General features: G+C 71.5%; 24 protein-coding genes and 1 pseudogene. 8 read left to right on the top strand and 17 right to left on the bottom strand.

Annotated features, from left to right (window positions below; translation table 11 throughout):
* Positions 1 to 12: 12 nt before the first annotated feature.
* Complete coding sequence (locus AC0NZQ_RS17595; protein ID WP_474531295.1) at positions 13 to 777, bottom strand: hypothetical protein; 765 nt, start codon at positions 775 to 777, stop codon at positions 13 to 15.
* Between the two features lie 64 nt (positions 778 to 841).
* Here AC0NZQ_RS17595 and AC0NZQ_RS17590 point away from each other — a divergent pair, with 64 nt between their 5' ends.
* Genes AC0NZQ_RS17590 through AC0NZQ_RS17580 form a run of 3 tightly spaced genes read left to right on the top strand, consistent with a single transcriptional unit; the run spans position 842 to position 3,465 of the window.
* A complete protein-coding gene (locus AC0NZQ_RS17590; RefSeq protein WP_474531294.1) occupies positions 842 to 1,681 on the top strand; it encodes a DUF3097 domain-containing protein in 840 nt (279 codons plus the stop codon).
* A gap of 22 nt (positions 1,682 to 1,703) precedes the next feature.
* Positions 1,704 to 2,174 carry an NfeD family protein gene (locus AC0NZQ_RS17585; protein ID WP_474531293.1) on the top strand — a complete coding sequence of 157 codons (471 nt, stop codon included), beginning with the start codon at positions 1,704 to 1,706 and terminating at the stop codon, positions 2,172 to 2,174.
* Between the two features lies 1 nt (position 2,175).
* The gene (locus tag AC0NZQ_RS17580; protein WP_474531292.1) at positions 2,176 to 3,465 is read left to right on the top strand and encodes an SPFH domain-containing protein; all 1,290 of its coding nucleotides are present in this window, start codon (positions 2,176 to 2,178) and stop codon (positions 3,463 to 3,465) included.
* Positions 3,466 to 3,659: 194 nt separating this feature from the next.
* Here AC0NZQ_RS17580 and AC0NZQ_RS17575 read toward each other — a convergent pair whose 3' ends face one another.
* From AC0NZQ_RS17575 to AC0NZQ_RS17550, 6 genes are all read right to left on the bottom strand, one after another.
* Positions 3,660 to 4,922 carry a GNAT family N-acetyltransferase gene (locus AC0NZQ_RS17575; protein ID WP_474531291.1) on the bottom strand — a complete coding sequence of 421 codons (1,263 nt, stop codon included), beginning with the start codon at positions 4,920 to 4,922 and terminating at the stop codon, positions 3,660 to 3,662.
* 32 nt (positions 4,923 to 4,954) lie between these two features.
* Positions 4,955 to 6,139 (bottom strand): C40 family peptidase, encoded by a 1,185-nt coding sequence (locus tag AC0NZQ_RS17570; protein WP_474531290.1) that lies wholly within the window; start codon positions 6,137 to 6,139, stop codon positions 4,955 to 4,957.
* A gap of 65 nt (positions 6,140 to 6,204) precedes the next feature.
* Positions 6,205 to 6,915 (bottom strand): response regulator, encoded by a 711-nt coding sequence (locus AC0NZQ_RS17565; RefSeq protein WP_474531289.1) that lies wholly within the window; start codon positions 6,913 to 6,915, stop codon positions 6,205 to 6,207.
* The gene (locus AC0NZQ_RS17560) at positions 6,912 to 8,525 is read right to left on the bottom strand and encodes a sensor histidine kinase (protein ID WP_474531288.1); all 1,614 of its coding nucleotides are present in this window, start codon (positions 8,523 to 8,525) and stop codon (positions 6,912 to 6,914) included. The genes AC0NZQ_RS17565 and AC0NZQ_RS17560 overlap by 4 nt, the downstream gene beginning before the upstream one ends.
* 52 nt (positions 8,526 to 8,577) lie before the next feature.
* The gene (locus tag AC0NZQ_RS17555) at positions 8,578 to 9,747 is read right to left on the bottom strand and encodes a hypothetical protein (protein WP_474531287.1); all 1,170 of its coding nucleotides are present in this window, start codon (positions 9,745 to 9,747) and stop codon (positions 8,578 to 8,580) included.
* Complete coding sequence (locus AC0NZQ_RS17550; RefSeq protein WP_474531286.1) at positions 9,689 to 11,812, bottom strand: glycosyltransferase; 2,124 nt, start codon at positions 11,810 to 11,812, stop codon at positions 9,689 to 9,691. The genes AC0NZQ_RS17555 and AC0NZQ_RS17550 overlap by 59 nt, the downstream gene beginning before the upstream one ends.
* 248 nt (positions 11,813 to 12,060) lie before the next feature.
* Between AC0NZQ_RS17550 and AC0NZQ_RS17545 the strand changes: the two genes are divergently transcribed.
* Positions 12,061 to 13,458 (top strand): cation:dicarboxylate symporter family transporter, encoded by a 1,398-nt coding sequence (locus AC0NZQ_RS17545; protein WP_474531285.1) that lies wholly within the window; start codon positions 12,061 to 12,063, stop codon positions 13,456 to 13,458.
* Positions 13,459 to 13,528: 70 nt separating this feature from the next.
* On the opposite strand, the gene AC0NZQ_RS17540 is transcribed toward AC0NZQ_RS17545, so the two are convergent.
* The 3 genes from AC0NZQ_RS17540 to AC0NZQ_RS17530 are packed head-to-tail and all read right to left on the bottom strand — an operon-like array spanning position 13,529 to position 15,683.
* Complete coding sequence (locus tag AC0NZQ_RS17540; protein WP_474531284.1) at positions 13,529 to 14,314, bottom strand: CPBP family intramembrane glutamic endopeptidase; 786 nt, start codon at positions 14,312 to 14,314, stop codon at positions 13,529 to 13,531.
* 30 nt (positions 14,315 to 14,344) lie between these two features.
* Positions 14,345 to 14,860, bottom strand: coding sequence for a DUF4395 domain-containing protein (locus AC0NZQ_RS17535; RefSeq protein ID WP_474531282.1), 516 nt, complete (start codon positions 14,858 to 14,860; stop codon positions 14,345 to 14,347).
* A 13-nt stretch (positions 14,861 to 14,873) separates the two neighbouring features.
* Positions 14,874 to 15,683: a thioesterase family protein gene (locus tag AC0NZQ_RS17530; protein ID WP_474531281.1), complete on the bottom strand. Its 810-nt coding sequence runs from the start codon at positions 15,681 to 15,683 to the stop codon at positions 14,874 to 14,876.
* Positions 15,684 to 15,883: 200 nt separating this feature from the next.
* Between AC0NZQ_RS17530 and AC0NZQ_RS17525 the strand changes: the two genes are divergently transcribed.
* From AC0NZQ_RS17525 to AC0NZQ_RS17510, 4 genes and pseudogenes are all read left to right on the top strand, one after another.
* Positions 15,884 to 17,143: an NAD(P)/FAD-dependent oxidoreductase gene (locus AC0NZQ_RS17525; RefSeq protein WP_474531280.1), complete on the top strand. Its 1,260-nt coding sequence runs from the start codon at positions 15,884 to 15,886 to the stop codon at positions 17,141 to 17,143.
* Positions 17,140 to 17,853, top strand: a pseudogene (locus AC0NZQ_RS17520) (DUF1365 domain-containing protein); the annotation flags it as partial. The gene AC0NZQ_RS17525 and the pseudogene AC0NZQ_RS17520, both read left to right, overlap by 4 nt.
* 48 nt (positions 17,854 to 17,901) lie before the next feature.
* Complete coding sequence (locus tag AC0NZQ_RS17515; RefSeq protein WP_474531441.1) at positions 17,902 to 19,224, top strand: class I SAM-dependent methyltransferase; 1,323 nt, start codon at positions 17,902 to 17,904, stop codon at positions 19,222 to 19,224.
* A complete protein-coding gene (locus AC0NZQ_RS17510; RefSeq protein ID WP_474531279.1) occupies positions 19,221 to 20,033 on the top strand; it encodes a DUF1295 domain-containing protein in 813 nt (270 codons plus the stop codon). Before AC0NZQ_RS17515 ends, AC0NZQ_RS17510 begins: the two co-directional genes overlap by 4 nt.
* Positions 20,034 to 20,035: 2 nt before the next feature.
* On the opposite strand, the gene AC0NZQ_RS17505 is transcribed toward AC0NZQ_RS17510, so the two are convergent.
* From AC0NZQ_RS17505 to AC0NZQ_RS17475, 7 genes are all read right to left on the bottom strand, one after another.
* Positions 20,036 to 20,773 carry a M50 family metallopeptidase gene (locus AC0NZQ_RS17505; RefSeq protein ID WP_474531278.1) on the bottom strand — a complete coding sequence of 246 codons (738 nt, stop codon included), beginning with the start codon at positions 20,771 to 20,773 and terminating at the stop codon, positions 20,036 to 20,038.
* A gap of 90 nt (positions 20,774 to 20,863) precedes the next feature.
* Positions 20,864 to 21,619, bottom strand: coding sequence for a hypothetical protein (locus AC0NZQ_RS17500; RefSeq protein ID WP_474531277.1), 756 nt, complete (start codon positions 21,617 to 21,619; stop codon positions 20,864 to 20,866).
* A 2-nt stretch (positions 21,620 to 21,621) separates the two neighbouring features.
* Positions 21,622 to 22,188: an RNA polymerase sigma factor gene (locus AC0NZQ_RS17495; RefSeq protein WP_474531276.1), complete on the bottom strand. Its 567-nt coding sequence runs from the start codon at positions 22,186 to 22,188 to the stop codon at positions 21,622 to 21,624.
* Between the two features lie 4 nt (positions 22,189 to 22,192).
* Positions 22,193 to 23,386, bottom strand: coding sequence for a homogentisate 1,2-dioxygenase domain-containing protein (locus tag AC0NZQ_RS17490; protein ID WP_474531275.1), 1,194 nt, complete (start codon positions 23,384 to 23,386; stop codon positions 22,193 to 22,195).
* Positions 23,387 to 23,438: 52 nt separating this feature from the next.
* Positions 23,439 to 24,731 (bottom strand): citrate synthase, encoded by a 1,293-nt coding sequence (locus AC0NZQ_RS17485; RefSeq protein ID WP_474531274.1) that lies wholly within the window; start codon positions 24,729 to 24,731, stop codon positions 23,439 to 23,441.
* A gap of 96 nt (positions 24,732 to 24,827) precedes the next feature.
* Positions 24,828 to 25,250 carry a PaaI family thioesterase gene (locus AC0NZQ_RS17480; RefSeq protein WP_474531273.1) on the bottom strand — a complete coding sequence of 141 codons (423 nt, stop codon included), beginning with the start codon at positions 25,248 to 25,250 and terminating at the stop codon, positions 24,828 to 24,830.
* A gap of 87 nt (positions 25,251 to 25,337) precedes the next feature.
* Positions 25,338 to 26,066 carry a hypothetical protein gene (locus AC0NZQ_RS17475; protein WP_474531272.1) on the bottom strand — a complete coding sequence of 243 codons (729 nt, stop codon included), beginning with the start codon at positions 26,064 to 26,066 and terminating at the stop codon, positions 25,338 to 25,340.
* Positions 26,067 to 26,105: the final 39 nt, after the last annotated feature.

Genomic DNA, 26,105 nt, shown 5'->3' with positions numbered 1-26,105 from the left:
TGTCGGGCCGGCTCAGTCCGCGGTGGCGTTGTAGGCGCTCAGCCGTGCCCTCCGGACGGCCAGGGCCAGGGGCCGGAGGGCTGCCGTCCGGACCCCGACGCCGTGCTGGTCCACGGCGCCACCGACGGGGTCCTCGGCGGCGAGGTCCAGGACGGCCTGGAGCCGTTCGGCCTGCGCCAGCAGGGCCACCGCGCGGGACGGGTACCCCGCGGGGAGGACGAGCCGCTCGCCGGCGCGCCGGGCGTCCGACAGCGAGGTGGAGAGCTCGTCGCGCCAGCGGCCGACCTCGGCGGCGGCCAGCGCGCTGGCCGACTCGCGGATCGCCGTCGCCAGGTCGTACTGCGCCTCGCTGAGCTGCTGCTGGTCCGGTGCCGCCGGCTCCACCCGGTAGATCCACCAGGTCACGTCGGTCGGAGCGCTGGAGGGAGCGTAGGAGACGACCTCGGGGACGACCCCGAGTCTGCCGCAGACCACCGCCTCGCCGGCGTCCAACGCCGCCGCACGGAACGGGGCCGGGCCGGGCAGCCCGCGGACGTCACCGGCCGCCGGCAGCACCAGCCGGGGTGGCGCGGACTCGCGGCGGAAAGCGGCGAGCAGGTCGAGCAGCGCCCCGAACCCGACGACGGCGTCGAGATCGGGACCACCGTCGGGCGCAGCCGTGACGGTGTGGGGCGCGTCGTCGCCGGCCACGGCATCGAGGACGTCGTCCGGGGCGGCGTCACCGGAGAGGAACGCGCGGCCCCACACGGCCAGCCGGCCGGATCGCAGATCGGACACGGGTCCCCAGCTTACGGCCGCGCTTCCACCGGCGCCGGTGGTGGCCGACGTAGGGTCCGAAGCCGTGTCCGATCGCTACGCAGACGTCCTGGCGGGTGGTGCCGCGAGCAGCCGACGCCGCTCCGTCCCGCAGGTCGAGGCCGAGACCGACCTCGTCGTCGAGACCGCCGACGGCCGCTTCTGCGGTGCCGTCGTCGGGGTGGGGCGAGCAGTCGACGCCGGGGAGAAGCGCGACGTCGTGACGCTGGAGGACCGGCACGGCGCCCGGCGGACCTTCGCGATGCTGCCGGCCGCCTTCCTGCTCGACGGCCGGCCGGTCACCCTCGTCCGCCCGAGCGTTCGCGCGACGGCGCCGGTCCGCCGCAAGACGGCTTCGGGCTCGTACGCCGTCGAGGGCGCCACCGCCCGGACGGCCCGCGCCAGCCGGATCTGGGTCGAGGGCGTCCACGACGCCGCCCTGGTCGAGCGGATCTGGGGTGACGACCTGCGCATCGAAGGCATCGTTGTCGAACCGCTCGGCGGCATCGACGACCTCGCCGCCCATCTGCGCGACTTCGGTCCCTCGCCGACGCGGCGGGTGGGGGTGCTCGTCGACCACCTTGTGGCAGGCAGCAAGGAGACGCGCATCGTGACCGCCGTCCGCGATCCGAACGTGTTGGTCACGGGGCACCCGTACGTTGACGTCTGGCAGGCCGTGAAGCCGACTGCCCTCGGTATCCGGGAGTGGCCGGTGGTGCCGCGCGGCACTGATTGGAAAACCGGCATCTGCACGGCGCTGGGAGTCTCCGATCCCCGTGAGATGTGGCGTCGGGTGCTGGCCAGTGTCGACAGCTTCGCCGATGTCGAGGTTCCGCTGCTGAGAGCTGTGGAAGAGTTGATCGACTTCGTGACAGCGGGCGATTAGGGGACGGTGCCAGGATGGGGTCATGCCCGCCTGGTTGCTCTGGCTGATCGCCGCCGGTGTCCTCGCCGTCGCCGAGACGACCTCGCTCGCTTTTGTGCTGGTGATGTTCGCCGGCGGTGCTGGGGCCGGCGCGATCACCGCCGCACTGGGCGGCGCGGTGTGGCTGCAGTTCGTCTTCGCCATCGCGGTCACCGCGGTGTTACTGGGTGGACTCCGCCCGGTGGCGCGACGTCATCTGACGCCGCCGGGGGAGACGGCGACCGGGACGAGCGCCCTCATCGGTCAGCGTGCGGTCGCGCTGCAGACGGTCGACGCCCGGACCGGACTCGTCCGGCTCAACGGCACCGAGTGGACGGCGCGTGCCTTCGACGACGTCCCCATCGCCGCCGGGGTGGACGTCCGGGTGGTCCGCATCAGCGGCGCCACCGCCTATGTCGTGGCCGAGCAGGACCCGGCCGAGATCACGGGAACCAACCCGAGTGGAGGGAACTGACATGCCAGGTGGAGTCATCGCACTGATCGTCGTCCTGGCGATCATGTTGCTCGTCGCGGCGCGCTCGGTGCGCATCGTGCCGCAGGCCCGAGCTGGGGTGATCGAGCGGCTGGGTCGCTACACCCGCACGCAGGACGCCGGCCTCACCCTGCTGGTGCCCTTCGTCGACCGGATGCGGCCGTTGATCGACATGCGCGAGCAGACGGTCAGCTTCCCGCCGCAGCCGGTGATCACGTCGGACAACCTCACCGTCGGCGTGGACACCGTCATCTACTACCAGGTGACCGACCCGCGGGCGGCGACGTACGAGATCGCCAACTACATCCAAGCGGTCGAGCAGCTGACCGTCACCACGCTGCGCAACGTCATCGGCTCGCTGAACCTGGAGCAGGCGCTGACCAGCCGCGACTCGATCAACGGACAGCTGCGTGGCGTGCTGGACGAGGCCACCGGGCCGTGGGGCATCCGGGTCGCCCGGGTCGAGATCAAGGCGATCGACCCGCCGCCGTCCATCCAGGACGCCATGGAGCAGCAGATGCGTGCCGATCGCAACAAGCGGGCACTCATCCTCACCGCCGAGGGCCAGCGGGAGTCCGCGATCAAGACCGCCGAGGGCCAGAAGGCGGCGGCCATCCTCGACGCTGAGGGTCGCAAGCAGGCCGCAATCCTCGCCGCCGAGGCCGATCGACAGTCCCGGATCCTCAAAGCCGAAGGTGAGCGGGCCGCGCTGTACCTGGCCGCTCAGGGTGAGGCGAAGGCGGTGGAGACGACCTTCAACGCGATCCACCGGGCCAAGCCTGACCCGGCGCTGTTGGCCTACCAGTACCTGCAGACGCTGCCGCAGATCGCCAACGGCGACGCGAACAAGATGTGGATCGTCCCGAGCGAGTTCAGCAAGGCACTCGACGGGCTGGCCAAGATGACCGGCGGTGACGGCGACGGTACGCCGTCCTGGCTTGCGCAGACCGGCACCGAGGGTGCCGCGACGGGGGAGGAGCTCGACACGTCGGACTGGTTCGATTCGAACCTGCCGCCGGCCGCCGAGCAGCCCGAGGCGAAGAATCTGCGCGCCTCCGACACCGACCCGGCCTCGCTTGCCGCGCGGGCAGGTCTCGCCCCGGAGCCCGTCAGCTACGAGGGTTCTGACGACGCCCTCGCCGGCGCCGTCCCGATGCCGCCGCAGCCCGCACCGTCGTCGGAACCGCCGCAGACACCGTCGCCGCTCGCGCCGCCCGTGGACGACGACGGCTTCCCGCCCCCGACGCAGTACCCGGCGCAGCCACCCGGCTGAGGTGGTTGGCCCCATGCGGGCGCGTCTGAGGTGGCTGATCCCACGCGGGCGCCGCGCTGAGGTGGTGGTTGGCCCCATGCGGGCGCGGTGATCGGTGCCGGTCCACCGCGCCAGGGTGGGGCCAACCGCGCGAGAGTGGGGCCAACCGGGGCGCAGCCGCGCCAGAGTGGGGCCAACCGGGGCGCGGCGGGGACTCAGAAGTGCGTCGAGTTCCAGGGTGCCGTGGGCGTGGCGAAGAGCAGGTCGGCGCGGGTCAGTGCGTCGGCCGAGAGTTCCACGACGCCACCGGCGACGGCCAGCGTCCGCAGCCGGTGCCCGCCGAGGTAGGCCGAGGCGAGGGCGCGCTGCGAGACGCGCAGATCGGCGCTGTCGCTCGTCGCCGTGCAGGACGCCACCCCGCCCTCGACCCGGAGCCGCACCCGTCCTGCGCCGTAGCCGGCGCCGTCGCTGTCGACGACCTCCAGGACGAGGTCGCCGTCGCCGGAGTAGCCGCGTGCCGAGAGCGCAGCGGGGACGTCCAGCAGCCGCACCCAGAGCTCGTCGACGGCCGCGTACTGCTGCAGCGCCCGCCCGTCGCCGAGCAGCCAGCGGGCCGGCTCGTCGACCGGTCGCTGGTCGAGGGTGATCTCGCCGGCGAGATCGATCCCGGCCAGGTACGCCCAGAGCTCGCGGTAGGCCTCGTCGCTCGCGGCCGCCAACAGCTCCACGGTCACCGCCCCTTCGGTGCCGTCGAGATCGAGGCTGCGGGTGGCGTGCCAGCCGACGAGGCCGTCGGCGACCCCCGCGTCGTCCTCGTGGACGTACCACCCCGAGGGCTGCTCGGTCGGCACCCGGAAGCCGTCCGCGCCGAACTGCCGGGGCCACCACGGGTCGTTGCGGTCCATCTGGCCGGCGTGGCGACGACGGGCCCGGTCGAAGACGTCCGCGGCGACAGCCGGCGCCTCCGCGGCCGACAGCGGCCGTACGCCTCGGGCCGGACCGCCGGCCGGTGCCGCCCCCGGACGGCGCGGGTGATAGCGGTAGCGCGCCCCGACGGTCGCCGGTGCGTAGCCGAAGCGGCCGTAGATCGGCCACTCGGCGGCGATGAGCACTGACAGCGCGTCACCGCGGTCGCGGGCGGCGCGCAGCGAGTCGTCCAGCATGGACCGGAGCAACCCCCGCCGCCGGTGGGTGGCGGCGACGCTCACCCCGGTGAGCGCATCGACGGCGACGACCTCGGTGCCGCCGTGGGCAGCCGGGACGGTGAGACTCCGCGCCTCGGTGGCCAGCGATCCCACCCAGGCGCCGCGATCACGAACGCCCCAGACGCGCTCCGGCCGCCAGGTTCGGCGCCGGTTGTGCACCCGAGCGTCGGCCTCGGCCGAGGCCGGGTTGCCGAGCAGGGCGGTGCGCAGCGAGGCCATCCAGCCGGGCAGCGCGTCGACAGGTACCGGGTTGACGATCTCGGGTCCGGGCACGCCCGTGAGCCTGCCAGTCCCCGCAACCGCGATCAGGTGTGGGTGAACGAGCCGTAGCTGACGCCGGAGCCGTCCCAGCCCGGCGTCTGCGACACCGGCTGCCAACCGATGCCCAACCGCGGCGACATGGCGGCGATCGTCATGCCGGGCGAGACGTAGATGCCGACGTGGTGGACGTAGCCCTTCGCGTCGTAGTAGAAGACGAGGTCGCCGGGCCGCACACGCGAGGCCGGGATGAGGTGAGCGGCGGCGAACTGGTCCTGCGCGACCCGGGGCGTGCTCATCCGGTTCTTGCGGTAGGTCCACATCACCAGCCCCGAGCAGTCGAAGGACTTCGGGCCCTCGGCCGCCCAGACGTAGGGCTTGCCGAACTGCTTGCGCGCCAGTGCCACCACGGCCTGCATGCGGCGGGTCTCGGTCGCGGTCAGCGCATCGCGGCGGTGGCTCTTGAGCTCGAACCGCTTGCAGCCGAGGGTGACGGTGCTGCCGTAGCCGACGTCGGTGACGCGCAGGCAGGCGGTGTGCGCCCGGCCCGTCGCCGCTCGTGCCGCGACGCGGTAGTACGAGCTGGGGCCCACCCCGGTGCTCACCGCGCCCTGCTTGCGGGTGAGCGCGGTGGCGACACGGCGGCCGTCGAGCCACAGCGCCACCTGCAGCCGGCGGGCGCGGTAGTCGGGGTCGGTGGCCCGCCCGGTGAAGGTCACGGTTGCGCCGCTGCGGACCGCACGCGCCTCCCCGAACGGGTCGTGCGAGGCGATCGCGGGGAGTCCGGCACCGACGTCGCGGCAGCGGAGCACCGTGGGCAGACCCCGGCCGAGGTTGCGGGCGGCGAGACAGGTCGTGTGGCGCAGGCCGTCGGCCGGCACGGTGACCGACAGCCGGTAGCCCGGCGTGGCGTGGGCGCGATACCGCTTCGTCACTGCGGCGTCGGGGAGGGTCGTCGGTGTCGCGGCCTTCTCGTCCCCGTCGACCAGGGCGATCACCGAGGTGCGGCTGCGGGGGGAGTCGAGATCCAGCGCCCACCCGCTCCAGGTGACGGTGTCGCCGCTCACCGCGGCCGTCGCCGCACCGATCGGGTCACGCCCGACGGTGGCGGCGCCGGCAGGGGCGGCGGCAACCGTGGCGACGGTGGCCGTGGCCAGGACCGCCGCCACGGGCACCGCGAGCGCGAGGGCGAGGCTCGACGCGGTGAGGCGCGAGGGGAGGGACGGTCGCATGGCTGGCCAACTCTCGTGGGGCACCGGCTACGTTCTGCGCCAATGACTTCACAGAGACTAAACGATCAGGTCGACGCGATCCAGCGATAGTCGATCTCGGGACGGCCGGCGCCGCGGTGCCGCTGGCCGCGTCCCAGGACGTTGGTGTCGGCCAGGTGCTCCAGATAGCGCCTCGCCGTGACGCGGGAGATGCCGAGCGCAGTGGCGACCTCACCGGCCGAGTGGGGTCCGGCGGCACGGACCACCGCGACGACCCGGTCCAGGGTCGCGGTGGTGAGCCCCGCCGGGAGCGCGGTGCGGTCGAAGCTGCGCAGGGCGGCGAAGGCACCGTCGATCTCGCTCTGCGCGGCGGCGCCGGCATCGTCGGTCTCGATGCCGAGCCGGCCCCGGTAGTCGGCGTAGCGCTCCAGCTTGTCGCGCAGTGCGGCGAAGGTGAACGGCTTGAGCAGGTAGCTCACCATGCCCAGCGACACCGCCGAGCGGACCGCCGCGAGGTCGCGCGTCGAGGTGACGGCGATGACGTCCACGGGCGTGCCAGCGGCACGCAGCGAGCGGCAGACGTCCAGGCCGTGGATGTCGGGGAGGTTGAAGTCGAGCAGCACCAGGTCCACCCCGGCGCCCTGCTCGTGGGCCCGCCGCAGCCGTCGCAGCGCGTCCGCGCCGTCATGCGCGACGCCGACCACCTCGAAGCCGGCGACACGGCTCACGAACTCGGCGTGGGCCTCGGCGATAAGGCGCTCGTCGTCCACGACGAGGACGCGCAGCGGCGCGCTCACGACGGCACCGGGAGCCGGACGACGAGCCGGGCGCCGCCGAACTCGGAGGTCTCGACGACGACCTCGCCGCCGAGCCGGCGGACGACCTGGTTCACCAGCGCCAGGCCGAGGCCGCGGCCGGCGTCGGTGGCCGCGAGCTTGGTCGACCAGCCCCGGGTGAAGGCGCGGTCCACGGTCTGCGGCGGCAGGCCGGGACCGTCATCGCTGACCTCGACGACGAGCACCGGCTCCGGTTCGGCCATCCCTGCGCGGAGCAGGACCCGGCCGCGACGGGCTGCGCTGCCGCGGGCCTCGACGCTCGCGTCGATCGCGTTGTCGAGCAGGTTGCCCACCACGGTGGTGAGGTCCGTGGCGCCGAAGGCCTCCCACGGCGGGGTGCCGTCGATCTCGACCTCCACGTCGACGCCGCGTTCGGCGCCCGCGGCCACCTTGCCCAGCAGCAGTGCGGCGAGCACCGGCTCGTCGACGGCGGCCATGGTCCGGTCGGTGAGGCGCTGCGACAGGGCCAGCTGCTCGGTTCCGAACCGGACCGCGTCCTCGGTCCGGCCGGTCTCCATCAGCACGATCATGGTGTGCAGGCGGTTGGCCGCCTCGTGGGTCTGCGCGTGCAGCGACTCGGCCAGCGAGCGGTTGGCGTCGAGCTCGCCGGTGAGGGCTTCGAGCTCGGTACGGTCACGCAGCGTCACGACGGTGCCGAAATGCTGCTCACGCCAGCGAGCCGGACCACGGTCCAGCACCAGCACGCGTTCACCGGTGAGGTACAGCTCGCCACGGACCGGGCGGGGATCGGCGAGGACCTCGCGCAGCGGCTCGGGCACCGGCAGCTCGCTCACCGGCCGCCCACGCAAACCGGCCGGGTCCGCCAGCCCGAGCAGCCGGCCGGCCTCGTCGTTGACGACGGTGATCCGGCCGCGTCCGTCGGTGACCAGCAACCCCTCGTGCAGCGACTCCAGCACGGCGCTGTGGGTGGCCAGCATGCCGGCCATGGTGTCGGCGTCCACCCCACCGGTGAGCCGGCGCAGCCGGCGTCCCACCAGGGCCGCGCCGGCGAGGGCGACGGCGAGCAGTACGCAGAGCGCGCCGAGGACGTACGGCAGCTGGCGCAGCGCTCGTTCCCGGATGGAGTCGGTGGTGATGCCGACGGCTACCAGGGCGACGATCCGGCCCCGCGACCGAACCGGCGTCACGGCCCGGACAGACGGTCCGAGGCTGCCGGTGGAGGTCTCGGTGAACTCGCGTCCGGCTGCGGCCGGTGCGATGGTGCCGACGAAACGACGACCGATCAGCGCGGTGTCGGGGTGGGTGAAGCGGATCCCCTGCGGCGACATCACGACGACGAAGTCCACGCCGGTCGCGCGGCGGACGCCTTCGGCGTAGGGCTGCAGCACGGCGGTCGGGTCGCCGGCGGCGACGGCCCGGGGCACCACGGGGTTCGCCGCCACCGTGTCGGCGATGCCCAGCACCCTGCTCCGGGCGTCGTCGGTAGCTCGCCGGTTGCCGACCACGACAGCGGCGACGGCGACCGCCACCAAGACAACGGTCAGCAGCAGGGCCTGCAGCGCGAAGAGCTGCCGGGCGATGCTCCCTCGCCGCAGCCGACCCATCCGCATCGCGCCAGTCTGGCAGCCGGCCGGCCGTGCGGCACTGTCCGCGCAGCGCGTCTCAGCGGGAGAGCGCCTGCTCCCAGAGCAGGAACGTCGAGGACCCCGACAGGGTCCAGCGCAGCACCAGGCCGAGCAGGCCGACACCGAGCAGCAGGACCAGCGCGGGCCGCCGGATGGGGCGGATGAGGCTGCCGAGGGCGCAGACACCGAGCATGACGGCCGCGGCACCGTCGGGCAGGCCGACGCCGAGTGCCGCGGCGGCGGCGAGCGCGACGACGGGGAGCAGGCGCCCCGCGCCGCCGAGCGGGTGGCGTCGCGCCGCGAGGAACACGGTGACGGCGAAGAGGGGTGTCACCGCCAGCGGCACGAGAACTCCGGTGCGAACCCGCTCGGCCATGTCGGCGAGCGAGCCCGGATGGAAGAAGCGTGGCGCGCCGGTGTGCAGCCAGGCCAGCGGCGAGCCGGCGAAGCGCCAGCACAGGAAGGTCCACCCCAGCAGCCCGGCCACCGTCGGGAAGAGCAGCACGGCGGCAGTGGCCCGTACCGCGCCGCGGCGGCCACGGAAGCGGCGTCGGGCGATCATCGGCGCCGCCAGCGCGAAGGCGACCGCGGCGATGATCGCGGCCGGGTGGCAGAGGGCGGCGAGGCCGAGGGCCAGACCCGCCCGGAAACCGCCCTCGGTCTCGGCCCGCAGGACGAAGCGTGCGAAGCCGTCCAGCGCGATGGCCAGGAACATCACCGTCAGCATGGCGGCGAGGTCGGCGGCGGCAGTGAAGGCGAACCACGGGGTTCCCGCGAGCAGCGCCACGAGCAGCAGCGTCGGCGCCCGGCCGACGCCGGCGGCCCGGACCCGGCGGTGCACCGCCTCCAGCACGGCGCCGCCGGCCAGCGCGCCGAAGATCGCGAGCGCGGTGATGGACGGGAAGAGCCGGGCCAGCGCGGACGGCAGGGGCGGGTAGACCTCGGCCACGAAGGAGAGGTTCGGTGATCCCCAGTGGATGTTCCGCGCCCGGCGCAGCAGTTCGGCGTCGGCGGGGCCGACGAAGCCGCGACCGGCGATCATCACATTGAGGACGACCAGCGGCAGGGCGTAGCCGAGCCGGGTGGCCCAGCGGTCCCAGTGGACGGGGAGTCGATCACGGCGGCCCGCGACGGTGGCCGGCGCGGGGTCAGCGTCGCTGGCCGACCTCGGCAGGGTCGGCGTGGCTGTCGACAGTGCTGAGGCCATGGTCGGTCTTCTCCCAGTAGTGGGGCTTGAACATCAGTTGCCAGAGCGCCTTGTAGGCGGCGAGTGAGTGCATGACCCAGTAGGCCGGGTTGAGCAGGCTCCACGGCACGAGCCAGTGCCGTTCCCTGCGGAAGGCGCCCATCATCGACACCCAGATCATCAGCCCGTTGCCCAGCAGCAGGTTGACCAGGCTGAACCAGAGCACCCAGCCGGGCAGGTACTCCGACATCGCGGCGGGCGAGACGAAGAGCGTCACCAGGAAGAGCGTGTACAGCGGCAGCACGGCCAGGAACGAGAGCGCGGTGCCGCCGATCAGCAGCAGGAAGGTGAGGGTCTGCACCAGACCGGCCGTCTGCACCAGCTGCCACGGGTGCCGCAGGTGCACCAGAGTGGTCTGCATGTAGCCCTTGATCCAGCGCGAGCGCTGCCGCAGCCAGTTGCCGTAGGCGTTGTTCGCCTCTTCGAAGGTCGTCGAGTCGATCACCCCGACGCGGTAGCCCCGGGCGCTGGCCCGGATCCCCAGGTCGGCGTCCTCGGTGACGTTGAAGGGATCCCAGCCACCGAGCTCGCGGAGCGTCGAGACCCGGAAATGGTTGGAGGTGCCGCCGAGCGGGATGGGCAGCCGGCCGGCGTCCAGGCCGGGCAGCATGTAGTCGAACCAGAACGAGTACTCGAGCGTGAACATGCGGGTCAGCAGGTTCTCGTCCGGGTTGAAGTAGTTCAGCGCTGCCTGGATGCAGACCGTGCCGCGGCGGGCGCGGGCAAAAGCGATGACGGCCTGCTTGAGCTGGTCTGGCTCGGGGCGGTCCTCGGCGTCGTAGATCACCAGGAACTCGCCGGTGGCCAGTGTCAGGCCGACGTTGCAGGCCCGCGGCTTGGTCTTCGGCTGCCCGTCGGGGGCCACCACGATGGTGATGTTGGCCGGCGGGTTGCTGGCGTATGCGGCGTCGATCGTCTCCTGGTCGTCGGCCTCCAGCAGCAGCAGGATCTCGAGCTTCTCCGGGGGATAGTTCAGCTCGCCGAGGTTGTCGACGAGCTGGTGGACGATGTTCTGCTCCCGGTAGCACGGGACGAGGACGGTGTAGCGCGGCAGATCCTGATCACGCAGCGCGTCGATGTCCTCGCGGGTGATGGGCCGGTCGTGCTCGCGCCGGGCCCCCATCATGCAGAGCACGAACTTGCAGGCGATGCCGGCGAGGAAGCCGGTCGCGAGCAGCAGCGAGAGCGTCGCCAGGGTCTGGTGCGGGAAGAGGACGGCGGCGACCACGAGGCCGACGAGGAGCACCGCGCCGAGGAGCCGCTGCCGACGGTCCAGCACCGTCCGCGCCGAGGCCGACGGGTCACGCTGCCAGAGGCCCAGCGTGGCCCGGGAGACGATCTGGCTGCTGAAGGTCTGCAGCGTCGAGCGGGAGACGTAGCGGTCACTGTCGATGGCGAAGCGGAACGGCTCGTCCACCACGGCAGCGACCCGGGCGGCGAGGGCCTCGTCGGGGCGTCGGGAGGTGTGGATGACCAGCTTGCCCCGCGCGTCCCGACCGCCGGGGACCCAGCCCTCGCTGACGAGCCGGTCGACGTCCAGGTGCCCGAACTCGTCGGGCAGCAGCGGCATCGTGGGGGTGCCGGCCAGGCCGGTCTGCCAGGTCAGGGCGAGGACGCCGAAGAGATCGCGCGGGCGCAGCACACCGGAGGCGACGAGGATGGCGCCGAGCTGGGAGCCGGTCCGGGTCTGGACCTCCAGGGCCTCGTCGCGCTGGGTCGCGGTCACCAGACCCATGTCGACGAGCAGGTTGCCGAGCAGCAGCTCCGTGGCGGGGCGGACACCGGCGGGCTCGGTGGGAGCGGGGTCCGGTGCGATCTGCGCCGAGGGCGCCTCGGTGAGCGCGGTCTCGGTGAGAGCGGTCTCGGTGAGAGCGGCCTCGACGAGAGCCGGCTCGACAGCTGGCTCGGTCAAAGCCGACTCGACGACCGGCTCGACGACCGGCTCGACGACAACCGGCTCGGTGAGCGGCGCGTCGGCGGGATCGGTCACGGCGTCGATCGAGACGCGAGGTGGTGCGGCGGTCATCGGCAGGCCCCCGAGCTGGTCGGCGCGCCACTGACTGCGGCGCGGTCCCGACTACCTCGACATCGTCCAGTTCGTCCCGAACCTGAGCCCGACGACGCGCGATGACCGCCAGAACCGGCCCACGCGTCACGCAATGTGCCGTCGCGGTACGAACTCTATGAACACAACCGTGACGCAGCTCACGGCGCGGCGCATCGTCTGCTCATCACGACGTGGCGCAGGCCACATCTCGACGACGAGGAGCAGAGATGTCGATCATCAACCGTGACCGGGGCAGGGCCGTCCGGCCCGCGCGCCGGGACCGCACGCACTGGCTCTACCTGGCGGTCATCGCCGCGGTGGTCGCCGGCATCGTGGTCGGCTTCGCGGCTCCCACCTTCGCCGTCGAGCTCAAGCCGCTCGGCGAGGGCTTCGTCTCGCTGGTGAAGATGATGATCAGCCCGGTCATCTTCTGCACGATCGTCTTGGGCATCGGCTCGGTCCGCAAGGCGGCCCAGGTCGGCAAGGTCGGTGGCCTGGCGCTGGGCTACTTCATCGGCATGTCCACCGTCGCGCTCGCCATCGGCCTGGTCGTCGGCAACCTGGTCAACCCGGGCAGCGGCCTGACCCTCACCGCGGCGGGGGCGAAGGCGGCCGGCGAGGCGGCCAAGAAGGGGAGCACCGGCGGCCTCGTCGACTTCCTGCACGAGATGATCCCGGACACGCTGATCTCGTCGCTCACCTCGGGTCAGGTGCTGCAGACGCTGGTGGTGGCGCTGCTCGTCGGCTTCGCGCTGCAGTCCCTCGGGGACGCGGGGGAGCCGGTGCTGCGCGGGGTCGCCTCGATCCAGCGGGTGGTCTTCAAGGTGCTGGCGATGATCATGTGGGCTGCGCCTGTCGGTGCCTTCGGCGCCATCGCCGCGGTCATCGGGGCGACCGGCGTGGACGCGCTGACCAGCCTCGCGCTCATCATGTTCGCCTTCTACGCCACCTGCTTCGTCTTCGTCTTCGGTGTTCTCGGCGCACTGCTGCGGTTCGCGACCGGGGTGAGCATCCTCGGCCTGCTGCGCTACCTCGCCCGGGAGTTCCTGCTCATCGTCTCGACCTCCTCCTCCGAGACCGCCCTGCCGCGCCTCATCGCCAAGATGGAGCACCTGGGCGTCGAGAAGCCGGTCGTCGGCATCGTCGTCCCCACCGGCTACTCCTTCAACCTCGACGGTACGGCCATCTACCTCACGATGTCCTCGCTCTTTGTGGCGCAGGCTGTCGGCTCCCCGCTGGCCATCGGCGAGCAGATCTCGCTGCTGCTCTTCATGATCATCGCCTCCAAGGGTGCTGCCGGCGTCACCGGCGCCGGGCTGGCGACGCTGGCCGGCGGACTGCAGGCCCACCGACCCGACCTGGTGGACGGCGTCGGCCTCATCGTCGGCATCGACCGCTTCATGTCCGAGGCCCGCGCGGTGACCAACTTCGCCGGCAACGCGGTCGCCACCGTCCTCATCGGCTCGTGGACCGACCAGGTCGACCGGGACCGGATGCGCCGGGTGCTCGCCGGTGAACTGCCCTTCGACGAGGCCCTGGTCGAGGACCCGCACGGCGCGGCATCGCAGCCGACGGCGACACCGGAGCCGGCTCCGGCCGAGCGGAAGACGCTGACACCCGCCTGACCGATCCGACCTCACCGGCGGCGGCCCGACTCGACCTGAGTCGGGCCGCCATCGTCTGGTTGCGGGCCGATCAGATCCAGCTGACGTGATCCTTGAGATAGACGTAGCCGACGAAGCTGACGGCGTCGATGACACCGTGTGCGACGACCAGGGGCCACACCCGCCGTCTCCGCTGGAACCACCAGCCGAAGATCGCGCCCATGACGAGGTTGCCGACGAAGCCGCCGAATCCCTGGTACAGGTGGTACGAGCCGCGCAGCACCGCACCGACGGCGAGCGCCCGGCTGTCCGACCAGCCCAGCTGACGGAGCCGGGTCAGCACGTAGGCGCAGACCACGATCTCCTCGCTGATGCCCTGCTGCGCCGCCTGCAGCAGCAGAGTCGGGATCCGGTACCAGACGTCGGGGAAGCTGGTGACGACGATCTGCGCATTCAGGCCCAGTTCCCGCGCTACGTAGACCAGTCCCAGGCCGGGGATGCCGATGAGCGCCGCGAAGCCGAGCCCCTGTGCCAGCTCGCGCAGCCGGAAGCGGTCCAGCCCGATGCCGAAGCCGCGGCCGCCGGGGGAGCGGGCCAGCAGCACGAGCACCAGCAGAACGGGCGCGAGCCCGGTGACCAGGTTGACGACCTGGTCAGCGATGTCGAGCCACTGGTACCCGACGGTGTCGGTGCCCTTCTGAATCGGCCCCGTGGCGACCTTGCTGAAGCCGAACCCGCGCTGGATGACGACCTGTGCCCGGATGAAGCTCAGCAGGGCCGACAGCCCGCTGCCGCCGAAGGAGACCGCCAGCACGGCGATCAGTTCCAGGCCATAGCGCGGCGCCTCGGCGCGCGCCTGCTGCTTGCTCAGCTCCACCGCGTCAGTCTGCCGACGCCCGGCTGTGGGTCAGGCGGCGGCCCGCGAGCCGGCGCCGGGGCGGGCCCAGATGTCGGCGCAGGCCTCGCAGGTCTCGGCCGGGATCAGCCCGACCCGCATCAGCGCGCCGAAGACCACGCAGCCCAGGCAGAGCGCGAAGACGCTCTCGAGCGTGGCGGCCACGACAACGGCGAGCAGCAGCACCACGGTGACCGTCGGGGCCCCGACGGCCAGGGCGACCACGGCCGCGACGGTCATGGTGGCACCCATGCCCTGGGCGAAGCGCTTGGGCGGCCCCGGCACCAGCTTGGGCTCGCCGAGCCGGGGTGCGATCACCGTCATCGCGACGCGGCCGAGTGGGCTCAAGGTCGGCCCCGTCAGGACCCGCGCGAGGAAGCCGTAGGCGATCACCACGCTGAGCCACAGCCACCGCTGGTCTAGGGCCGTCCCCAGGACCACGGTCGCGAGCGCGGTGATTGCCACGACCCCGGCGACGGTGCGGGCCGCCTTCTCGTTGACGGGGTTGGGGAAGCCGAGGATGCTCACGGGTCAACCCTACTCAACGGGTAGGCAATCGGGCGACGACGAGTGTCTGCAGTCCGGCGCCGACGATGCCCACGTCGTCGGAGATGGTCGATCGGGCCAGCGCTGAGCCCTGCGGCCCGACCAGGGTCACCGCGTCCAGCAGGATCCACTCGCCGCGCAGCGGGCCGGAGAGGTGGATATCGAGGTCCACGTTGACGAACGACCACGCGTTCCAGTCCAGCTCGGCCGACACCCCGCTCGCCGAGTCCGCGATCAGGGCGACCCGTCCCAGGTCGGTCTGCTCCCACTCCGGAAGCAGCGGCAACCGCGCGCGGGCCCACACCGCTGCCGGTCCGGCGGTGGTGATCGAGCCCGACAGGTAACGCCAGTCGATGCTGCGGCCGTAGCCGAAGTCGAGACCGAGCTCACCACCCCCGTCGGCGTCGGCGCTGGGGACCTCCGGTGGTTCTGGTGTCGGCGTGACCAGACCCGTTGTGTCCGTGTCACGGACGAACCAGACCCGGGTCGAGAGGCATTCCCGATCGTCGGCGGCCACGGTGACCTCGGCCAGCGCCGCCGAGCGAGCGGTGCGCAGCAGCCGCGCCCGCACCTGCAGGGGTGCCACCGGCACCGCCCCGACGAAGTCCACGGCCACTCTGCGAGGCACCAGATCGGTGCGACCGGTGACATTTCGTACCGCGCGATCGGCGACGGCGACCGCGAGTGAGGAGGGCGGCCCGCCGTGCTGCAGGTCGGCCGACCAGGGTCCGACGGTGTGCTCGGTGGGTCGGACGACGAGCGCGTCGGGGGTCTGCGAGGTGAGTTCGAAGTAGGAATCGGACACGCCGAAGAACCTAGTTGCAGCGCGGGGGACTTTCATGCCCTACAGTGGTCGAAGAAGGGGCGAGCGGCACATCCCTCCCGTGCCGCCGCCCCTTCGTCATGCCCGCCCCGGGCTGAGGGAACCGCCGGGGCTCGGGACGACGAACGGTTGATGGAGTGGTGAACTACCCTCCGATCGCCGAGGCCTCGGGAGGCACACGCGTGACACGACGCAAAATCGCCGTCGTCGGTAGCGGAGTCGCGGGACTGACCGCCGCGTACGTCCTGCAACGTGAGCACGACGTCACGCTCTACGAGGCCGACAGCCGCCTGGGCGGCCACGCCGACACGCACGACGTGGTGGGTGCCGACGGCGTGCTGCGCAGCGTGGACACCGGCTTCATCGTCCACAACCACCGGACGTACCCGCACCTGCTGCGGCTCTTCGCCGAGCTCGGTGTCCAGACGCAGGAGTCCGACATGAGCATGTCGATCTCCTGCGCCGGCTGCGGGCTGGAGTACGCGGGCGGACGCGGCCTCTCCGGCCTGCTGCCCGGTGTCCGCACCGTGGCGCGACCGAGGTACCTGCGGATGCTCGGCGAGGTGAAGCGGTTCCACCGGCTGGCGCAGGGCGTCCTCGCCGGTACCGACGAGCAGCTGACCGTCCGCGAGTTCCTCGCCGCCGGCGGGTTCTCGGAGTACTTCGACGCGCACTTCATGACCCCGCTCATCGCGGCGGTCTGGTCCACCGCGCCGACGCAGGCCGGTGACTACCCGGCCAAGTACCTCTTCTCCTTTCTGGACAACCACGGAATGCTCTCGGTGAAGGGCAGCCCGACGTGGTACACGGTGACCGGCGGCTCGGCCCGCTACGTCGAGCGGGCCGCGAAGAGCCTGACCGCGGTGCAGACGGCCACGCCCATCCGGGCGATCAGTCGGACGGGCAGCGGCGTCACCGTCCGCGACGACGGCGACACGGCCGAGTCGTTCGACGCCGCGGTGATCGCGAGCCACCCGCACCAGGCGCTGGCCATGCTGGCCGAACCCACCGCGGCGGAGCGGGAGCTGCTGGGGGCGATCGGTTACACCTCGAACCCGACGCTGCTGCATACCGACACGTCGGTGCTGCCGACGGCACGACGTGCCGAGGCGTCGTGGAACTACGCCATGCCTTCCTGCGGCACCACGCCGACGCAGGTGCAGGTCAGCTACAACATGAACCGGTTGCAGCGCTTCGAGGCGCCGCAGACCTACGTGGTGTCGCTCAACGCCGAGCATCTCGTCGACCCGTCCGCGGTGGTGGCGCGGATGGACTACGAGCACCCCGTCTACACCAACACCAGCGTCGCCGCGCGACACCGGCTCCCTGAGCTGAACGACGGCACCCTGGCCTTCGCCGGGGCGTACCACGGCTGGGGTTTCCACGAGGACGGCTGCCGCTCCGGCGTCCACGCCGCCGAGTCCCTGGGTGTCACTTGGTGAGGGGCTCGAGCGCGGCGAGCGCCCGGTCCGAGCGCGATACGCCGGCGATCTACGACGTCGACATCGTCCACGTCCGCAGTGAGCCGGTCCGCCACGACGTGCGTCACTCCTCCTACCTCTGGTACGTCGACGTCGACGAGCTGCCGTCGCACGGTCCGCTGGCGAGCTTCCGGTCCCGAGACCATGTCGGTGACCCGGAGACGAGCATTCGCGCGAATCTCGACGAATTCCTCGCCGAGCACGACATCCGGCTCGGCGGCGGCCGGATCACCATGCTCACCAACGCCCGCAGCCTCGGTTACGTCTTCAATCCGCTGACGCTGTACTGGTGCCATGACGCCGCCGACGAGCTGGTCGCCGTCGTCGCAGAGGTCCACAACACCTACGCGCAGCGCCATCGCTACCTGCTGCGCACCGACGACGCCGGACGGGTCGACACCGAGAAGCAGTTCTACGTCTCACCCTTCTACCCGGTCGACGGCAGCTACCGGATGAGCCTGCCGGAGCCCGGCGACAGCCTCTCGCTGACGATCACCCTGCACCGGCCGGACGGGCGTCCGTTCACCGCCTCGGTGCGCGGCGTGCGGCGGCCGGCCACCCGCCGCGCCGTGCTCGCCACCGCACTGCGCCGCCCCTTCGAGACCTGGCTCGTCCGCGCCCTCATCACTGCCCACGGCATCCGGCTGTGGCGCAAGGGCCTGCCCATCCAACCGCGCCCGTCGCACCCGTCCGACCCGACCCCGAACCGTGAGGCACCCATGTCGACCGTCGCCACCAAGCTCGAGAGCCTGCTCAAGGAGACCGTCGGGCTCGACCTGCCCGTCCGCATCCGCGCCTGGGACGGCAGCGAGGCCGGCCCCGCGGACGGACCGGTGCTCGTCATCCGGTCCCGCCGCGCGCTGCGTCGGCTGCTCTGGGCGCCGGGGGAGCTGGGGCTGGCTCGCGCCTACGTGACCGGCGACATCGACGTCGAGGGCGACACCCGGGCCCTGGCCGACGGCTTCCGGCGCGCCTGGACACTGGCCCGCTCCCGTCCCACCACCGGGGTCGAACTCTCACTCGGTGGCAAGCTCACCGCCGCGGGTTCCGTGGCCAAGCTCGGCGCCCTCGGCCTGCCGCCGAAGCCCCCGCTGTCAGAGGCGCGCCTGCGCGGTCGGCTGCACAGTCGGCTGCGCGACCGGGCCGCGATCTCGCACCACTACGACCTCTCCAACGACTTCTACGAGCTGCTGCTCGACGAGCACATGGCCTACTCGTCGGCGTACTTCACCCACGAGGGTCAGTCGCTGCACGACGCGCAGACGGCCAAGTTGGACCTCGTCTGCCGCAAGCTCGACCTCGCCCCCGGCAAGCGGCTGCTCGACATCGGCTGCGGCTGGGGTTCGATGATCCTGCACGCCGCCGAGCACTACGACGTCTCCTGCGTCGGCATCACCCTCTCGGCGCAGCAGCGCGACTTCATCACCAAGCGCATCGCCGAGCGCGGTCTGGCCGACCGGGTCGAGGTGCGGCTGCAGGACTACCGCGAGTTCGGCGAGCAGCCGGGCGATGTCGCGGCCTTCGACGCCGTCAGCTCGATCGAGATGGGCGAGCACGTCGGCGAGGGCAACTACGCCGAGTACGTCGGCATCATGCATCGCGCCCTCAAGCCGGGCGGCCGGGTCGTGCTGCAGCAGATGTCGCGGCAGGAGGGTACTGCCCCCGGCGGCGGTGCCTTCATCGAGAGCTACATCGCCCCGGACATGCACATGCGCGAGATCTGGCAGACCACCCGGCACCTGGTCAAGGGCGGTTTCGAGGTCCGCGACGTGGAAGCGATGCGCGAGCACTACGTCACCACCGTCCAGCACTGGATCGACACCTTCGACGCCCACTACGACCAGTTCGTCGCGCTGCAGAACGAGGAGGTCGCGCGCGTCTGGCGGCTCTACCTCGTGGGCGGCATGCTCGCCTTCGACGAGGGGCGGATGGGTGTGGACCAGTTCCTCGCCGTCAAGACCTCGGCGGACGGTGTGAGCGGCATGCCGCTCATGCGTCCGTGGGCTATCGAGCACCATGGCGTGGGTAGCACCTGGGCATGACCTTCTCCACCGGCGCCTTCTGGGGCACCGTCGGGTGGTCGGCGCTGGCCGTGCTGCTGGTGCTGATCGCCACCTTCGTCGCCTCCAAGATCGCCGGCAAGCACAGCGTCATCGACACCACCTGGGGACTGCTCTTCGTCACCGTGGCGATCGTCGTCTTCGCCCTCGATGGCGGCGCCGCCGATCCGGTGCGCCGCTGGCTGCTGCTCGTCCTGCCGGTGGTCTGGGGGCTGCGGCTCGCGATCCACATCGGCCGCCGGTCGGTGGGCAAGCCCGAGGACCCGCGCTACAAGGAGCTGCTGGACAAGAAACCCGGCAACGGCGACCTCTACGCCATCCGCAGCATCTACCTGCTGCAGGGCGTGCTGGCGCTGGTCATCGCCTCGCCGATCATGGTCGGCGGCTTCTCCGGCGGAAGCGTCGGCTGGCTGGCCTGGGTCGGCGTCGTCGTCTGGACCGTCGGGCTCTTCTTCGAGTCGGTCGGCGACATGCAGATGGAGCGTTTCAAGGCCAACCCCGAGAACAAGGGCAAGCTGATCGACGTCGGGCTCTGGCGCTACACCCGCCACCCCAACTACTTCGGCGACGCCTGCGTCTGGTGGGGCATCTTCCTCGTCGCGGCCGACACCCTGCCCGGTGTCGTCACGATCTACGCGCCCATCATCATGACGCTGCTGCTGACCGTCGGCTCCGGTGCGCGCATCCTGGAGAAGAGCATGAGCAAGCGCGACGGCTGGGACGAGTACGCGGCCAAGACCTCGATGTTCTTCCCGCTGCCGCCGAAGGTGAAGCGGGCCGTCACCAGCTGACTTCAGCCGCCGCTGGTGGGCAACCGGTAGCCGGTGATGAGCAGTGCCCCGGCGATCAGGACCCCCACCGTGACGAGCAGGAAGAAGGCGACCCACAGCCCGCCGGGCGTCCTGGTCAGGCGGCCCAGCATGTCGGCGTCGGAACTGCTGCCGCCGCGACGGCGCCGCTGTGCCTGCAGCTCGATCACCGGTCGCGGCGCGGCGAAGAGGAGGAACCACGTGCCGGTGTAGGCGAAGGCCGACTGCAGCGCCGGCGAGGCCCACCACGACACCGCGAAGACCGCGGCGGTGGCGACGAGTACGGACCAGAGTCCGAACCAGTTGCGGATCTGGACGAGCAGCAGCGCCAGCAGCAGCAGGACGAGCCAGAGCAGCGCCACTGCGTGACCGAGGTGGAGCAGCCAGGCCGCCACCAGGCCCAGCAGGGCCGGCCCCGGGTAACCCGCAGCGGCCGTCGCGATCATGCCGGGTCCGGTCCGCCGGCCCCGGCTCACCGTCAGCCCGGAGGTGTCGGAGTGGAGCCGGATGCCCTGTAGCCGCCGTCCCGACAGCAGCGCCGCCAGCCCATGGGCAGCTTCGTGGGTGATGGTCACCAGATGTCGGGAGCGCCGCCAGAGCGGGCGCCAGCCCACCAGTAGTGCGGCGACGACCGCGGTGGCGACGACGACCCGACCCGAGGGTGCGGGCTGCACCGCCGTGATGCTGTCCCAGACGCGGGAGATGTCGCTGTCGAAGGCCACGGACCCAGTCTGATCAGCGCGGCTGTGGTCCGCGGACGGGCCTTCACCGGCTGTGACCGGTAGCGCCAGCCGCCGGCCGGCTCAGCCGCGTCAGCCGTAGGTGCCGTTGAGGACGACCTGGCCGCTGAACGCGGTCTGGCCGTTGCGCTGGACGCTGACCGCGATGCCCTTGTACTTGTCCATGACCGTGCTGGGCACCGAGATCTCGGCGACACCGTCACGGAGGTACCCCACCGGCTGGCGGTGGTTCTCGTCGGTGAGCCACACCTCGTACTGGTGATCAGGACTGAGCTTCGGCAGCGCGGTGGCGTCCACGATCATCCGGTTGTCGCCGACGAGCTTGACGTGACCGTCGGTGTCGTCGCTGATGCCGTCGAGGGCCACGGTCCGGGTCGGCACGCCACCGCCGCCGTCATCGCCGAGGACGGCGTAGGAGACGCCACCGCCGACGACCACGGCGGCCGCCGCTGCGACCGCCACGAGCCGGCGCCGCATCCGTCGCCGGCCGAGCTCGTCGTCGGCCGTCGCCTCGGTGGAAGGCGCTCCGGACGGGACGCCCGGAACCGCCGGCGCGGACTCGGCCCGGGCCTCGGCGAAGAGGTGACTCAGGTCCGGCAGCGCCCTCGGCTCGACGGGTTCGGGCTCGGCCTCGTCGTGGTCGACGGCCACGATCTCCGGGGCGAAGCGATGGGCGGAGGTCAGCGAGGCGTGCGCGATGACCGCGGAGACCAGCTCCTGCTGGCAGTCCTCGCAGACGCGAAGGTGTGACGCCGCCTCCATCACGACGTCACGGGTCGCGTCGCCGGTCAGCAGCAGGGGCAGCTCGTCGGAGATGTGTCGTGACATGGTCACCGCCCCCGGGTGTTCTCGAGTAGTCCGGCCAGCCGCTGCAGTCCCCGCGCGGTCCGCGTCTTCACGGTACCGAGGGGGATGTCCAGGGCGGTCGAGATCTCTGATTGGGTGTAACCCTCGAAGTAGGCGAGCTCGATGACCTCGCGCTGCAGCTCGGGCAGCAGGTCCAGTGCGGAGCGGACCTCGTCGGCCCAGACCAGCCGTTCGGCGGTCTCGCGGCCGTCGTCGCCGGTGACCTCCCGCATGGAGGCCATGTCGACCACGACGTCGCGCCGCTTGCGGAGGTGGTCGATCGCCCGCTTCCGCGCGATGGCCAGCGTCCAGGCCCGCAGCGACTGGTCCGGGTCGAAGCGGTCGTGCACCCGCCACAGCTCGTAGAAGACGCGCTGCATGACGTCCTCGATGTCCGGCTGGGGCACGTAACGCCCCAGGTAGGACATGACCAGCGGCCCGAGGGTGCGATACGCGTCCTCGAGGGCCTGCGGTTCGCCACGGTTGAGCCGCTCACCGATATCGGCCAGCGCTGCTTCCATACCGGACTGTTCGCGCCCCGGGCCACTCATGGTTTCACTCCCCGGCGCCGGATGCCCCGTGGCTCCAGGACCAGGCATAGCGGCCGTCGTCGGCGGCCCGGCCGCCCTCACCGAGGCGCAGCGGACGGAAGGTGTCGACCATGACCGCGAGCTCGTCGACCTGCTGGACGCCGATGGAGCGCTCGTAGGCGCCCGGTTGCGGGCCGTGGGAGTGGCCGCCGGGGTGGAGGCTGATGGAGCCCTGCCCTATGCCCGAGCCCTTCCGCGCCTCGTAGTCGCCGCCGCAGTAGAACATGACCTCGTCGCTGTCGACGTTGGCGTGGTAGTAGGGCACCGGGATGGCCAGCGGGTGGTAGTCCACTTTGCGCGGCACGAAGTTGCAGATGACGAAGTTGGCGCCCTCGAAGACCTGGTGCACCGGCGGCGGCTGGTGCACCTTGCCGGTGATCGGCATGAAGTCCTCGACGTTGAAGGTGTACGGGTACAGGCAGCCGTCCCAGCCGACGACGTCGAAGGGGTGGTGCGGCAGCACGTGGATCGAGCCCGCCAACCCCGAGGGCCCGTCACCGCGATGCTTGACGTAGACCTCCGTCGGCTCGGCGGGATGGGTGCCGATCTCGCCGGGGCCGTGCAGATCGCGTTCGCAGAACGGCGCGTGCTCGAGCAGCTGACCGAAGCGGGACAGGTAGCGGCGTGCGGGGGTGATGTGCGAGTTGGCCTCGACCACGTACGCGCGGACGGGCCCGTCCGGGACGAAGCGGTGCGTCGTTCCCCGTGGCATGACGATGTAGTCGCCGGCCCGGAACGGGACCGGGCCGAAGACGGTCTGGCACAGCCCCTGCCCGGCCTCGATGTAGAGGCACTCGTCGCCGACGGCGTTGCGGTAGAACGGCGTCGCGCCCTGACCCAGGACGTAGGAGATGCGGACGTCGTCGTTGCCCAGGACGAGACGCCGGTCGAGGACCAGGTCGCCCGGCGCGTCGAAGAGCTCGTGCAACCGCAGGTGCCGCGGCACCAGCGGCGCGTTCGGGGTGGTCGTCAGGTCCGGCAGGGACCACACCCGCGCCTCGGTGATGGCCGACGGGATGTACTGGTGGTAAAGCAGCGAGGAGTCCGACGAGAAACCCTCCTCGCCCATCAGCTCCTCGTACAGCAGCCGGCCGTCGGCGTCCCGGTGCTGGGTGTGCCGCTTCGGCGGAATCGAGCCGCGCTGCTGGTAGTAGGCCATGACTGCTCCCGGAGGGTTGGCGACGGTGCCGCCCTCAGCTTGACACGAGTGGTCAGCGCTTCTCGGCAGGGACGTACTCGCGCTCGGCGGCGCCGGTGTAGAGCTGGCGCGGCCGGCCGATGCGGGTGGTGGAGTCGTTGATCATCTCCTGCCACTGCGCGATCCACCCCGGCAGCCGGCCGATGGCGAAGAGCACGGTGAACATGCGCGTCGGGAAACCCATGGCCCGGTAGATGAGGCCGGTGTAGAAGTCCACGTTCGGGTAGAGCTTGCGCTCCACGAAGTAGTCGTCGGCCAGCGCGTGGCCCTCGAGCTCCATGGCGATGTCGAGCAGGTCGTCACGCTTGCCCAGCGCGGAGAGCACCTCGTCGGCGGACTTCTTCACGATGGCGGCGCGCGGGTCGTAGTTCTTGTAGACCCGGTGGCCGAAGCCCATCAGCTTGACGCCGTCCTCCTTGTTCTTGACCTTGCGGACGAACTCGGCGACGTCACCCCCGTCGGCCTTGATCTTCTCCAGCATCTCCAGCACGGACTGGTTCGCGCCACCGTGCAGCGGGCCGAAGAGCGCGTTGATACCGGCCGACACCGAAGCGAAGAGGTTGGCCTGCGAGGAGCCGACGAGCCGCACCGTCGAGGTGGAGCAGTTCTGCTCGTGGTCGGCGTGCAGGATGAAGAGCCGGTCCAGCGCCTTGGCCAGCACCGGGTCGACCTCGTAGGGCTCGGCCGGGAAGCCGAAGGTCATGCGCAGGAAATTCTCCACCAGCCCCAGCGAGTTGTCGGGGTAGAGGAACGGCTGCCCGACGCTCTTCTTGTAGGCGTAGGCGGCGATCGTCGGCAGCTTGGCCAGCAGCCGGTAGGTGGAGAGCTCGACATCGCCCTTGTCGAAGGGATCCAGCGAGTCCTGGTAGAAGGTCGACAGCGCCGAGACGGCCGAGGAGAGCACCGGCATCGGGTGCGCGTCGCTGGGGAAGCCGTCGAAGAAGTTCTTCAGGTCCTCGTGCAGCAGCGTGTGCCGCCGGATGTTGTTCTCGAACTCGGCGAGCTGCTCGGTCGTCGGCAGCTCGCCGTGGATGAGCAGGTAGCTCGTCTCGAGGAAGGTCGACTGCTCGGCGAGCTGGTCGATGGGGTAGCCGCGATAGCGCAGGATGCCGGCGTCGCCGTCGATGTAGGTGATCTCGGAGGCACAGGATGCCGTGTTGGCGAAGCCGGGGTCGTAGGTGACCAGCCCGGTCTTGGCCAGCAGCTTGCTGATGTCGACGCCCGACGCGCCCTCCTTGGCCGGGTGGGGCGCCAGCTCGAGGGGATCGTTGCCGGGCGTGGTGAGGACGGCGGGCTGCTCGGACAAGAATGTTCCCCTCTCGCGACTACTGATCGGTTCTGAACCTACCCACCGCCGCCGGCAGCCTCTCGGCGGGCAGGGTGGGCAGGGCTGCCTGCTCCGTCACGTCGAAGTGGTGAGGTTCTGCAGCCGCACCTGCCCACGCGCGACGGCCTTGCCGTCCTCGCCGGCGATCTCGACGAGCCAGAGCTGCTGGCTGCGGCCGCGGTGGATCGGGGTGGCCGTCGCGGTGAGCCGCCCCTCCCGCGCCGAACGCAGGAAGTCGGTCTGGTTCGAGACCCCCACCACCTGGCCGCGGTCGCCGAACCAGAGCGCACCGGCGATGGAGGCGCTGGACTCGACGACCGAGCAGTAGACCCCGCCGTGGACGATGCCGTACGGCTGCAGGTGCTCCGGTCCGACGGTGAAGCTCATGACCACGCGGTCGGGCGTCGCCTCGTCCAGCGAGATGCCGAGGGTCTTGTTCAAGCCGGTGTCGACGGCGGCCGAGATGTCGGTGGCGAGGTCGCCTGAGGTGTCGTTCATGCCTCCGGACGCTAGAGCATGGCTGACGGCCCCGTGCTCCGTCTCGCGGCGGTCGAGACTCGGCGGGCCCGCTTCAGCGCCGGCGGATCAGCCCGCGGTCCGCGTCAGGGCGACCCGCGCCACGGCGAGCGCGGCCTGCTGCGCCGGCGGGGAGGTCACCGCCGTCGGGTCGATGGTGACTGCGACGGTGCGCCGGTCGTCGGCCACCACGAGCAGCGGCAGCGTGTAGCCGCTGCCCGTGCCGCCGCTCAGATAGGTCCCGCCGACGGCGGGGGAGGAGCCCTCGGCCGGGACGGTGACGGCGGTGCCGGTGGCCCCGTGGGCGGTGTAGTCGGTGGCCGTCGCGGTGACCCGGGCCTGCGCCTGCGCCGCCGTGGCGTAGAGGCTGACGCCGATCTCCACCTTGCTCTTCACGGTGCTGCCGGAACCAGTGACGCCGTAGCGGCAGTTGATGGTGGCGAGCCGGCCGATGCTCGTGTCGGCGACGCCGACGACGAAGGCGGTGCGACCGCCCAGCTGGGTGTTGTCCAGGGCCTGCTCGACGTAGTACTCGCTGAGCGTCGAGTCGCAGGTGCCGGGCAGGCTGGTGGCCTGCGGCGTGGCTGTCGGCGACGGCGTGCCCGTGACCGAGCTGCTGCCCGTCGCCGTGGGTGACGTGGGCGACGCGGTGGCCGCGGTGCTCGGCGGCACCGTGACGGTCACCGTGCGGCCGCCCTTGGGTTCGGCGCTGCAGCTCGCGACCAGTGTCGCCGCCGCCATCGCGGTGGCGACCGCCGCGGTAGTCCGTGCCGTCCTGCTCGCCGTGCCGAAGCGCATGGCCGACGATAGGCAGATCCACCGCCGCGCCGCGGCGAC

The organism is Jatrophihabitans sp. sgz311053, assembly GCF_056135305.1.
This window is presented reverse-complemented; position numbering and strand designations above follow the sequence as displayed.

Bases quoted from the DNA above. Each gene is read 5' to 3' on its own strand.
- AC0NZQ_RS17585 (WP_474531293.1), top strand. From the start codon at position 1,704: ATGCCCGCCTGGTTGCTCTGGCTGATCGCCGCCGGTGTCCTCGCCGTC.
- AC0NZQ_RS17580 (WP_474531292.1), top strand. From the start codon at position 2,176: ATGCCAGGTGGAGTCATCGCACTGATCGTCGTCCTGGCGATCATGTTG.
- AC0NZQ_RS17570 (WP_474531290.1), bottom strand. From the start codon at position 6,139: ATGCGACCGTCCCTCCCCTCGCGCCTCACCGCGTCGAGCCTCGCCCTC.
- AC0NZQ_RS17560 (WP_474531288.1), bottom strand. From the start codon at position 8,525: ATGCGGATGGGTCGGCTGCGGCGAGGGAGCATCGCCCGGCAGCTCTTC.
- AC0NZQ_RS17555 (WP_474531287.1), bottom strand. From the start codon at position 9,747: ATGGCCTCAGCACTGTCGACAGCCACGCCGACCCTGCCGAGGTCGGCC.
- AC0NZQ_RS17550 (WP_474531286.1), bottom strand. From the start codon at position 11,812: ATGACCGCCGCACCACCTCGCGTCTCGATCGACGCCGTGACCGATCCC.
- AC0NZQ_RS17545 (WP_474531285.1), top strand. From the start codon at position 12,061: ATGTCGATCATCAACCGTGACCGGGGCAGGGCCGTCCGGCCCGCGCGC.
- AC0NZQ_RS17515 (WP_474531441.1), top strand. From the start codon at position 17,902: ATGTCGACCGTCGCCACCAAGCTCGAGAGCCTGCTCAAGGAGACCGTC.
- AC0NZQ_RS17510 (WP_474531279.1), top strand. From the start codon at position 19,221: ATGACCTTCTCCACCGGCGCCTTCTGGGGCACCGTCGGGTGGTCGGCG.
- AC0NZQ_RS17500 (WP_474531277.1), bottom strand. From the start codon at position 21,619: ATGTCACGACACATCTCCGACGAGCTGCCCCTGCTGCTGACCGGCGAC.
- AC0NZQ_RS17495 (WP_474531276.1), bottom strand. From the start codon at position 22,188: ATGAGTGGCCCGGGGCGCGAACAGTCCGGTATGGAAGCAGCGCTGGCC.
- AC0NZQ_RS17490 (WP_474531275.1), bottom strand. From the start codon at position 23,386: ATGGCCTACTACCAGCAGCGCGGCTCGATTCCGCCGAAGCGGCACACC.
- AC0NZQ_RS17480 (WP_474531273.1), bottom strand. From the start codon at position 25,250: ATGAACGACACCTCAGGCGACCTCGCCACCGACATCTCGGCCGCCGTC.
- AC0NZQ_RS17475 (WP_474531272.1), bottom strand. From the start codon at position 26,066: ATGCGCTTCGGCACGGCGAGCAGGACGGCACGGACTACCGCGGCGGTC.